The following is an 8,894-nucleotide window of genomic DNA, read 5'->3' as shown; positions in this document are numbered from 1 at the left end:
GCAGCTAGCTGCCAGGGAAGGAACGCGGCGAATCGGTGACATGGAGGCGTTGTGAAGGGGCACCCGGAGTGTGAGCAGGACGTAAGGGTGGGCGCCCGTCCGGTCCGTGTCTACGACAACCGGGAGTATGCAATGGCGAGTTACGGCAGTTCCTCTGCCGCTTCCTCCGGATCGCGCACGAATGGTCTGGCGATCGCGAGTCTGTGCTGTGGTGTCGTCGGGCTGTTCTTCCTGAACATCGTGCTCGGCCCGCTGGCCATCATCTTCGGTGCCGTCGCGCGCCGTCAGGCGTCCGTCAAGAACGGAGCCGGGATGGCGAAGGCGGGCATCATCCTCGGCGTCGTGGACGTCGTGCTCTGGCTCGTGCTGCTGGCGGTCGCCGCCAGCAATGACGGGTTCAGCTGGTACGTGGGTGGCTGACGCCTTCGCGGGAGGCCCTGTGGATGCGGGGGCGGCCGACGGGACATCGGCCGCCCCCGCCGCCGTCAGAAGCGCGGCACGGTGAGGGTGACGCTCTCACCGCGCGGGGAGTAGTTCCCCGCCGCGTCGAAGGTCCGGGCCGTGTAGTGGTGGGTACGGCCGTCGTTGGGCCGCCGTTCGCACATGGTGGCCGTGGCGGGCTCCGGGCTCCTGGCTCCTGGCTCCTGGCTCCTGGCTCCTGGCTCCTGCCGATGAACTGGAGGATGGGGATCGACACATGGGCCGACCCCGGCTCGCGGCGCTCGACGTGGATGCCGGCGAAGTCGCGGCCGCCGGCCGACGGCGGCTCCGTCACGGTCGTCCGCACGCCGTCGGCGAGGGAGCGGGAAGGCTGTACGGCACGTCAGGAACGGGTGAGAGAAAAGGGAACGGCGCCGTCATGGGTGACGGCGCCGTTCCCCTGGGTGCCTACGGGCGGATCGTTTCGGCTACTTGATGTAGACCAGACCGTCCGTGGTGATGGTCGGGCGGCCGGTGGTGCCGACCACGACGATCTTGACCGTGTGCTTGGCGCTGGTGGACCAGGTCTTGGTCCAGATGGCCTGGCGGTACAGGGTGCTCGTCGACTTCAGGTCCACCGTGGAGACCTTCACGCCGTCGACGTAGACGTAGACCTGGCCGGAGGTGGAGGCGCGGGAGACGACCCAGGAGGCGGAGCGGCCGGTGAACGTCCAGGAGAGGCTGGCGCCCTTGGAACCGCTGGAGTAGGACTTGCCGCCGAGGTAGCTGGTCGAGGAGCGGGTGGTCCAGCTGCCGGTCTTCACCGCGGAGGTCTCCTGGAGGATGACCGGGGTGTAGGCGGCGGAGGCGTCACGGTAGTTGCCGGCGTAGTCCTGCGCCTGCATCGACCAGGTGGAGGCCGCGCCGGGCTTCGCGGTGCGGTTGGAGAGGGTGGCCGCCGCGCTGAAGGTGGCGGTCGCCGGGGAGAGCAGCTTGGTGTGGCGCAGCGCCTTGTCGTCCGTCGCCTTCCAGCTGAGGGTGACGGGGACGGCGGTGGTGCTGACGGTGCCGGTGCGCAGGGCCAGCTTGGGCGTGGTGAGCGCCGGCACGGTGGTGTCGGCGACGACGGTCGTCGGCGCGGTCTCCACCGCCCGGCCGGACTGGTGCACGGCGCGCACGGCGACGGTGTGGTCGCCCGCGGCCAGGGTGACCGCCTTGGCGGACCCCGCGCCCGAGGTGGTGGCGACGACGGCGCCGTCGACCAGGATCTCGTACTGGGAGATCAGCGAGGCCGGGGTGGCCGACGACCAGCGCACGGTGACCGCGCCCTTGGTGTAGTACGTCGTGCCGTTCGCGGTGGCCCCGGTGAGCGAGGTGACCTTCAGGTCCTGGACCGGGCCGGCCGCCCAGGAGCGGATCTTGGGCAGCTGGGCGTAGAGGGAGTTGCCCGGGCACTCGCTGTTGTAGCCGTCGCGGTGGCCGGAGATCCGGTTGAAGGAGTACTTCTGGCCCGCGGTGAACGAGGTCCCGAAGTAGTTCTTCTGGGTCGCGCCCGCGGTCAGCTCCACCGTGCCCGTGGGGTCGGTGACGCCGTGCAGGCTCAGCTTCCAGGCCGCCAGGCGGGCCACGGACTCCAGGGCCGCGTCGGAGGCGCTGCCGGAGACGTAGTTGCCGAGGACGGATATGCCGGTCGACTCCCGGTTGAAGCCGTAGGTGTGCGCGCCGAGCACCGGCTTGTCGATGCCGCCCTTGCGGCCCTCGAAGATCTGGCCGCACTTGTCGACCAGGAAGTGGTAGCCGAGGTCGTTCCAGCCGTTGCCGTTGGGTGCCGGGTCGGTGTGGTACGCGTATATGCCCCGGACGATGGCCGGCGACTCGGAGCAGTCGTAGTCCGCGCCGGCCGTGTGGTGCACGAACACGGACTTCACGTCCGTGTTGTACTCCGACGGGTCGGGGCTGCGCGACTCGTCCGCGCCCCACTCGGCGCGGGTGGTGACCGGCGGCTGGGGCAGGACGCCCGTGTCCGCGGTCGCCGCGGTGTACGAGGCGGGCGCCAGGTCCGGCTGGACGGCGAACGCGGCCGGCTCCGGCGGGCTCATCCTCGTCTCGGCCTCGGTCACCACGCCCGGGTCGACCATGCTGACGTCAAGTCCCTTGGGCAGCGCGCCGGTCGAGCCGTCCTCGTGGACGACCTGCACCTCGATGCCGTCGGAGGGACCGACCCACATCGGGGCGGACGCGCCCCGCATGTCCGCCTCCGGCTTGTCCGGCGGGGAGAGGTCCACCTCCAGGTCGCGCCACGGGCTCCACGCGCCGGTCTCCAGGCTGCGGGTGCGCACCTGCGCCGTACCGTCGAGCCTCTTGAGCGCGCCCGTCCAGGTGACGCCCACCAGGGAGAACTGCTCGGTCTCCGTGCGCGGCAGTTCACGCTCGCCGGGCTCGGTCCCCTTCAGCGCGAGGTGATAGACCCGCACCGGCCGCTTCTCCTGCCCCTCGGCCTCCGGCGCGGAGGAGTCGCTGGCCGACGCGTACGTCGCCATTCCCCCTCCGCCCAGCACCACCGCGCCGAGCGTCAGCCACGCCCGTCGCTTCAGGCTCAACGGTCTGTACGCATGCCCTTTACGTCGACTCACGAAGAGATCCACCCCAGAGAAAGGCCACTGCGGGCCACCAGAAAGTCACAAGGGACACATCCGCCTCAGGGATGGCCCATCGTATTAAGCGCTCTCCGGGTCACGGACGACACACAAGACCGAGTGACAGTGACAGAGGTCACCTGACTGGCGGGCGGAATACGGGACTTGCCATGCCGAAGCGGGCGCCCCCGAGGAGCGCCCGCTTCCGTGAGTGGGTCACACCGCCGCCTTGACCGCCGGGTCCGATCCGGCCGGCTGCCGGACGACGCGGCGGGGCCGGCCCGGCAGGCCGATCAGCGGGTGGGCGACGCCCCAGGCCGCGCCCTTGCAGATCAGTTCCTTGTAACCGGCGGCGAGACGGCCGGTGAGGGCCGCGCGGACGGCGCGGTCGTCGGCGGTGACGTACTGGATGAGGCCGTCGCGGCGGCCCAGCGAGATGCACTGGTTGAAGTAGCGCAGCGGCACCTTCGGGAGCTTCCCGCCGGTCAGGCGAGCCGCGACGGCGTCGGCGGCCTGCCAGGCGGTGGGGACGCCCGAGGCGCACGACATCCGCAGCGGCTTGTCACCGGGGCCCATCACCATGGCGGCGTCGCCGATGGCGTAGACGTCCGGGTGCGAGACCGAGCGCATCGTCCGGTCCACCACGATCTGGCCGGTCTCGGTGACCTCCAGGGTGGTGGCGCGGGCGATCGGGTGGACCGCGAAGCCGGTGGTCCACACGGTGACCGCGGCGGGAATCTCCGTGCCGTCGGCGGTGGTGACGCGGTCGGCGGCCACGGCGGTCACGGCGGTGTGCTCGTGCACCGTGATGCCGAGCCGGGCGCACACCCTTTGCAGGTGGGCGCGCCCCTTGTCGGAGAGCCAGTCGCCGAGGCCGCCGCGGGCGGCGAGGGCGACATCGAGGTCCGGGCGGGCCTCGGCGATCTCGGTCGCGGCCTCCAGGCCGGTGAGACCGCCGCCCACCACGACCACGGGTTGCCCGGCGTCCAGTCGGGCCAGGCGCTCGCGCAGCCGGAGCGCTCCGGGACGGCCGGCGATCTCGTGGGCGTGCTCGGTGACGCCGGGGACGCCGCCGTCGTTCCAGCCGCTGCCGAGGGCGTACACGAGGGTGTCGTACTCCAGCAGCTCCTCGGTGCCGTCCGCGCCGGTGACGGTGACCGTCTTGCGGTCGGCGTCCACACCGGTGACCCGCGCGAGCTTCAGCTCGACGCCGGTGCCCGCGAACATCGCGGAGAAGGGCCGGGGTTCGAGGTCCTGGCCGGCCGCGAGCTGGTGCATGCGGACCCGTTCGACGAAGTCGGGCTCGGCGTTCACGAGGGTGATCGCGACGTCGTCGCGGTGCAGCCGCTTGGCGAGGCGCCCGGCGGCGGTGGCTCCGGTGTATCCGGCTCCGAGGACGATGATGCGCTGCTGCATTTCCTGGCTCCTGTCTTGAGCGGACTCGGCCCTTGAACCGGGGAGCCCGCCGTTTGCTGACAGGTCTCAGATGTGAAGCACGTCACATCAGTGCGTCGCGTCGGAAGGGCGGCTCACCAGAAGGGCGTCACGCCGGCAGGCGGCGTCCCTCAGAAGGCGGCGGCGAGCAGGGGCTCGCCATGGTCGGCCGCGGACCAGTGCCGGGTCGCCCGTTCCAGCTTGTCGGGGTTGACCTGGCTGCGGACGGCGGCGACGCCCTCCGCGGTGACCTCCAGGCACATGACCCCGATGACCCGGCCGTCGAGGACCACGACGACGGCGGGCTCGCCGTTCGCGGTCGACGCGTACACCTCGGGCGAACCGCCGACCAGGGCGCGCTTGGCCTTGCTCGGCTTGAACAGGCCCCGCAGGAACGTCGCGACCGCGAGAGCGCCCTCGAACGCCTTCGCGCGGGCCGGGACCTTCCCGCCGCCGTCACCGATCGAGGTGGCGTCCTGGGTGAGCAGCCGCACGAGCGGCTCGGTCTGCCCGCTGGTGGCGGCGGCCAGGAACTCCTCGACGATCCGCCGGGCGGCGGCCTCGTCGATCTCCGTGCGGGCCCTGCCGGCCGCGACGTGCTTCCTGGCCCGGTGGAAGATCTGCTGGCTGGCCGCCTCGCTGATGTCGAGGATGTCGGCGATCTCCCGGTGCGGATAGGCGAAGGCCTCCCGCAGGACGTACACCGCCCGCTCGTTCGGGGAGAGCCGCTCCAGCAGGACGAGCACGGCGTACGACACCGACTCGCGCTGTTCGGCGGTGTCGGCCGGGCCCAGCATCGGGTCCCCGCCGAGCAGCGGCTCGGGCAGCCACTGGCCCACATAGGTCTCACGGCGCGCGCGGGCCGACGTCAGCTGGTTGAGGCACAGATTGGTGAGCACCTTCGTCAGCCACGCCTCGGGCACCTCGATCCGCCCGACGTCGGAGGCCTGCCAGCGCAGGAACGTCTCCTGCACGGCGTCCTCGGCCTCGCTCGCGGAACCGAGCAGACGGTAGGCGATGGCCTCCAGCCGGGGCCTGGCCGCCTCGAACCGGTCGACGTCGCTCAGGGTGAGGGCCATGTCCCGGATCCTAACCGCCACGGGGCGCGGCGGGCGTGTGCGGTCTGTCTCCCGCCGGGCCGGGTAACCGGCCCCCATGGGTGACATCCTCGTGGGCACGTGCTCGTGGACCGACCGGGAGCTGGTGGGCAGCGGCTGGTATCCGGTGGGCCGGCGGGACGCGGAGGGGCGGTTACGGCACTACGCCGAGCGGTTCCCGGTGGTGGAGGTCGACGCCTCCTACTACGCCCTGCCGGGCGAGCGGAACAGCCGGCTGTGGGCGGAGCGCACACCGGACGGGTTCGTGTTCGACGTGAAGGCGTTCTCGCTGCTCACCGGGCATCCCACGCGGAGTGCGGTGATGCCGGACGGGCTGCCCGCCGACAGCCGGGACCCGGGAGTGCTCGACGCGGTGTGGGCGCGGTTCGCGGCGGGGATCGCGCCGCTGCGGCGGGCGGGGCGGCTGGGCGGTGTGCTGTTCCAGTTCCCGCCGTGGTTCCGGCCCGGGGCACGGGCCGAGGCGTTCCTGGCGGACACCGCGCGGCGGACGGAAGGGTGGCCCGTCTCCGTGGAGTTCCGGCACCCGGACTGGTGGCGGGAGGGGCGGGCGGAGGCCACGCGAGCGCTGCTCGCCCGGTACGCAATGGCCGCCGTCGCCGTGGACATGGTGCAGTCGCTGCCGTCCTCGCTGCCCCCGGTCGTCCATGTCACCTCGCCCCGGCTGTCCGTCGTACGGTTCCACGGGCGCAGTACCGCCTGGGGGACCGGCAGCAAGGAGGACCGGTTCCGGCACGCGTACGACGAGGGCGAACTCGCCGAGTGGGTGCCGCGGCTGGAACGCGCCGCCGGGCAGGTCGAGCAGCTGCACGTCCTGTTCAACAACTGCTGCGGCGACGCGGCCGTTCGGGCCGCCGAGACCATGGCGCGGCTGCTCGGGCTGTCGTCACCCGCCGACCGCCCGGGCCCTTTCGTCCCCTTCCGGCAGGACCCCCTCCCGGGCGGCCCTCCGGGCGTCACGCCGCGCCCACGCCGCCCGCAGCGGCAGGAACACGAGCATTCCGACCGGTGACAGCAGGATCGTGAGCACCAGCAGCGGTCCCATCAGCAGCGGCGGGATCCGCAGCCGCCCGGCCTCCCGGTACATCCACTGGCCGATCAGCAGGTCCCAGGCGATGACCTGCGCCCAGACGGCTCCCGCGCCGTCGGCGAGGGCCGTGAGGTCGCGGAAGGTGTCGAGGTCCGGGCTGCGGACGGCGGTCCAGAGGTCGGGGAGGACCGGGATCGCGAGCGCGAGATACACGAGGAGCACGGGCGTCACGGTCCACGGTGACGCGGCGACGCGGGCGGTCGGCCCCCAGCCCGGCGCGAAGATCATGAGGAGCCAGACGGGCGCGGCCAGCCAGAAGGAGAGCTGGAAGAGGAATTCGGTCATCGCACGAGGTCCTTCGGGGCGAGGGCGCCGGCGGTGGCAGCGGGCGGGTCGGGCACCGGCGTCCGTGGCTGCCGGAGCGAGACGTACGTCCCGGCCGCGGCGGCGAGCACGATGATCCCTGCCGCCGCCGACGTCACCCCGTCCGGATGGACCAGCGGCTGGCCCCGCAGCGCCTGCCAGAGGACGAGGGCGAAGGCGGCGGCGTAGGTCCCGGCGGCGACCAGCACCAGGCGCAGCCGCACCCGTGCGTCGGCGAGGCGGGCGTGGCGCGGGGCGAGTGCGGTGAGCAGCATGACCAGGAGCGGCAGCAGTTGCAGGGCGTGCATGCCGACGAAGTGCGGGACGCGCAGGTCGCCGCCGGTCGTGGACCAGCCGGTCAGCGGCATCGAGGGACCGCCGTCCGGCACGCCCACGCTGTGCGCGCCGACCACCTCGGAGACACCCCTTCGCTGTCCCGGCGCGGGCCGGGCCATCAGGAAGCCGACGGCGGCCCCGGCCAGGGCCAGGACGACGCCGGAGCGCATCGCCCAGGCGGCGGCCCGGTCGGCGATCCGGGCGCGCAGCAGCAGGACGGCGATGACGAGCGTGGCGGTCCAGAGGACGACGATCGTGACGCCCATGGCGCTGAACAGCGCTTCGTCGAAGGGAGTTTCGCGGTTGAAGTGGCTGCGCTTCCCCCGGATGACCTGCCCGATGATGATCACCATCTCGACGAACCCGGTGAGCGCGACGACGGTGCCCGCCCACCAGCCCACACGCCGGCCGCGGGGCAGCAGGGACAGCATCCAGGCGAGGGAGAGGCAGTACGCCACCAACGAGACGGCGAACTTGAACGGCTTGAACCATATCGGCGCCCCCACCAGCACCCGGTCGTCCACGGCCAGTCCGACGGCGGAGGCGACCGCCGTCACCGCCATCAGGGCCGAGAAGAGCACCAGCGGCCGGTGCCAAGACCGGGGGGAACGCGTGCGTAAGGAGAACGTGGACATCATGAAACCCCCAAAGTGGATAGTGGCGCTATCCGCTATCCGATAGCTGCACTATCTACCATGGGGCAGCGGGCCCCGCAAGGCCCGTGGGTGAGGGGTCAGCGCCGAGGGCGAGGAGAGAACCGGCCGTGCGCATCGGAGAGTTGAGTCGGAAGACCGGGGTGCCGGTACCGACGATCAAGTACTACGTCCGTGAGGGGCTGCTCCCTCCCGGCGAGCTGACCAGCCGCAACCAGGCGACCTACGGCGAGGGCCACGAGCGCCGGCTCCAGCTGATCCGCGCCCTGCTGGATGTGGGCGGCATGAAGGTGGCCGAGATCGCGGACGTACTGGCGGCCCTCGACGATCCGGGGCGTCCGCTGCACAAGGTGCTGGGCGCCGCCGCCGACCGGCTCGGCGGCGCGGACGGCGAGCGGGACGACGCCGAGTCGGCGGCGGCCCGGGCCGTCGTCGCCGACCTCATCTCCCGGCGCGGCTGGGAGGCGTCCGCGGAGAGTCCCGCCGCGGCCGACCTGGCCAGGGCCCTGGCCGCGATGGACCGCCTGGGGCACGGCGCGTTCGTGGAGGTGCTCGACGACTACGCCGACGCCGCGGAGCAGGTCGCGCGCGCCGACCTCGGCTACGTGGACCGGCAGGTGGCCGTCGAGGGCATGGTGGAGGGCGTGGTGGTGGGCACCGTACTGGGCGAGGCGGTGCTCAGCTCGCTGCGGCGGCTGGCACACGTCGACGCCTCGGCGCGGCTGTACGGCGCGGGCGGTCCCGGGGAGGGCGGGACGGGCCCCGCCGGGTGCGAGGCGCCCGACGCGCCTCGCACCCGGCGGGAGTGACGGCCCGGCTCAGCGGAAGTTCACGTCACTGCACAGGAAGTACGTCTGGTCCATGTGCGACGCCTGCCAGATCGTGTACACGACGTGCCGGCCGCCCA

Annotated in this window: 8 protein-coding genes and 1 pseudogene; 3 read left to right on the top strand and 6 right to left on the bottom strand. The window is 72.4% G+C overall.

What is annotated here, in order from left to right:
- Positions 1 to 132: 132 nt before the first annotated feature.
- The gene (locus tag CCN42_RS26455) at positions 133 to 420 is read left to right on the top strand and encodes a DUF4190 domain-containing protein (protein ID WP_086167942.1); all 288 of its coding nucleotides are present in this window, start codon (positions 133 to 135) and stop codon (positions 418 to 420) included.
- 488 nt (positions 421 to 908) lie between these two features.
- Here CCN42_RS26455 and CCN42_RS26450 read toward each other — a convergent pair whose 3' ends face one another.
- From CCN42_RS26450 to CCN42_RS26440, 3 genes are all read right to left on the bottom strand, one after another.
- Entirely contained in the window at positions 909 to 3,014 is a 2,106-nt protein-coding gene (locus tag CCN42_RS26450; protein ID WP_086739356.1) for a peptidoglycan recognition protein family protein, read from the bottom strand.
- A gap of 258 nt (positions 3,015 to 3,272) precedes the next feature.
- Complete coding sequence (locus tag CCN42_RS26445; protein ID WP_086739352.1) at positions 3,273 to 4,472, bottom strand: NAD(P)/FAD-dependent oxidoreductase; 1,200 nt, start codon at positions 4,470 to 4,472, stop codon at positions 3,273 to 3,275.
- A gap of 149 nt (positions 4,473 to 4,621) precedes the next feature.
- Positions 4,622 to 5,569 carry an RNA polymerase sigma-70 factor gene (locus CCN42_RS26440; RefSeq protein ID WP_086739350.1) on the bottom strand — a complete coding sequence of 316 codons (948 nt, stop codon included), beginning with the start codon at positions 5,567 to 5,569 and terminating at the stop codon, positions 4,622 to 4,624.
- 76 nt (positions 5,570 to 5,645) lie between these two features.
- Between CCN42_RS26440 and CCN42_RS26435 the strand changes: the two genes are divergently transcribed.
- Positions 5,646 to 6,617 carry a DUF72 domain-containing protein gene (locus CCN42_RS26435; RefSeq protein ID WP_086739348.1) on the top strand — a complete coding sequence of 324 codons (972 nt, stop codon included), beginning with the start codon at positions 5,646 to 5,648 and terminating at the stop codon, positions 6,615 to 6,617.
- Here CCN42_RS26435 and CCN42_RS44790 read toward each other — a convergent pair.
- Both CCN42_RS44790 and CCN42_RS26425 read right to left on the bottom strand, forming a co-directional pair.
- A pseudogene (locus tag CCN42_RS44790) lies at positions 6,540 to 6,980 on the bottom strand (ABA4-like family protein); the annotation flags it as partial. The gene CCN42_RS26435 and the pseudogene CCN42_RS44790 sit on opposite strands and share 78 nt — an antisense overlap.
- Positions 6,977 to 7,897: a hypothetical protein gene (locus tag CCN42_RS26425; protein ID WP_086739354.1), complete on the bottom strand. Its 921-nt coding sequence runs from the start codon at positions 7,895 to 7,897 to the stop codon at positions 6,977 to 6,979. The gene CCN42_RS26425 and the pseudogene CCN42_RS44790, both read right to left, overlap by 4 nt.
- 200 nt (positions 7,898 to 8,097) lie before the next feature.
- Here CCN42_RS26425 and CCN42_RS26420 point away from each other — a divergent pair, with 200 nt between their 5' ends.
- Positions 8,098 to 8,796 carry a MerR family transcriptional regulator gene (locus CCN42_RS26420; RefSeq protein WP_086739346.1) on the top strand — a complete coding sequence of 233 codons (699 nt, stop codon included), beginning with the start codon at positions 8,098 to 8,100 and terminating at the stop codon, positions 8,794 to 8,796.
- Positions 8,797 to 8,805: 9 nt separating this feature from the next.
- Here the strand turns inward: CCN42_RS26420 and CCN42_RS44785 are convergent.
- Positions 8,806 to 8,894: lytic polysaccharide monooxygenase (locus CCN42_RS44785; RefSeq protein WP_143662012.1), on the bottom strand; the 89-nt coding region annotated here is incomplete at its 5' end.

Origin of the sequence: Streptomyces glaucescens (assembly GCF_002154375.1) — a bacterium.
In the GTDB taxonomy this organism is placed as follows: Bacteria; Actinomycetota; Actinomycetes; order Streptomycetales; family Streptomycetaceae; genus Streptomyces; species Streptomyces glaucescens.
This window is presented reverse-complemented; position numbering and strand designations above follow the sequence as displayed.

Excerpts from the sequence above, each read along its gene's own strand:
- CCN42_RS26455 (WP_086167942.1), top strand. The coding sequence starts at position 133 with ATGGCGAGTTACGGCAGTTCCTCTGCCGCTTCCTCCGGATCGCGCACG.
- CCN42_RS26425 (WP_086739354.1), bottom strand. The coding sequence starts at position 7,897 with ATGGCGGTGACGGCGGTCGCCTCCGCCGTCGGACTGGCCGTGGACGAC.
- CCN42_RS26435 (WP_086739348.1), top strand. The coding sequence starts at position 5,646 with ATGGGTGACATCCTCGTGGGCACGTGCTCGTGGACCGACCGGGAGCTG.
- CCN42_RS26440 (WP_086739350.1), bottom strand. The coding sequence starts at position 5,569 with ATGGCCCTCACCCTGAGCGACGTCGACCGGTTCGAGGCGGCCAGGCCC.
- CCN42_RS26445 (WP_086739352.1), bottom strand. The coding sequence starts at position 4,472 with ATGCAGCAGCGCATCATCGTCCTCGGAGCCGGATACACCGGAGCCACC.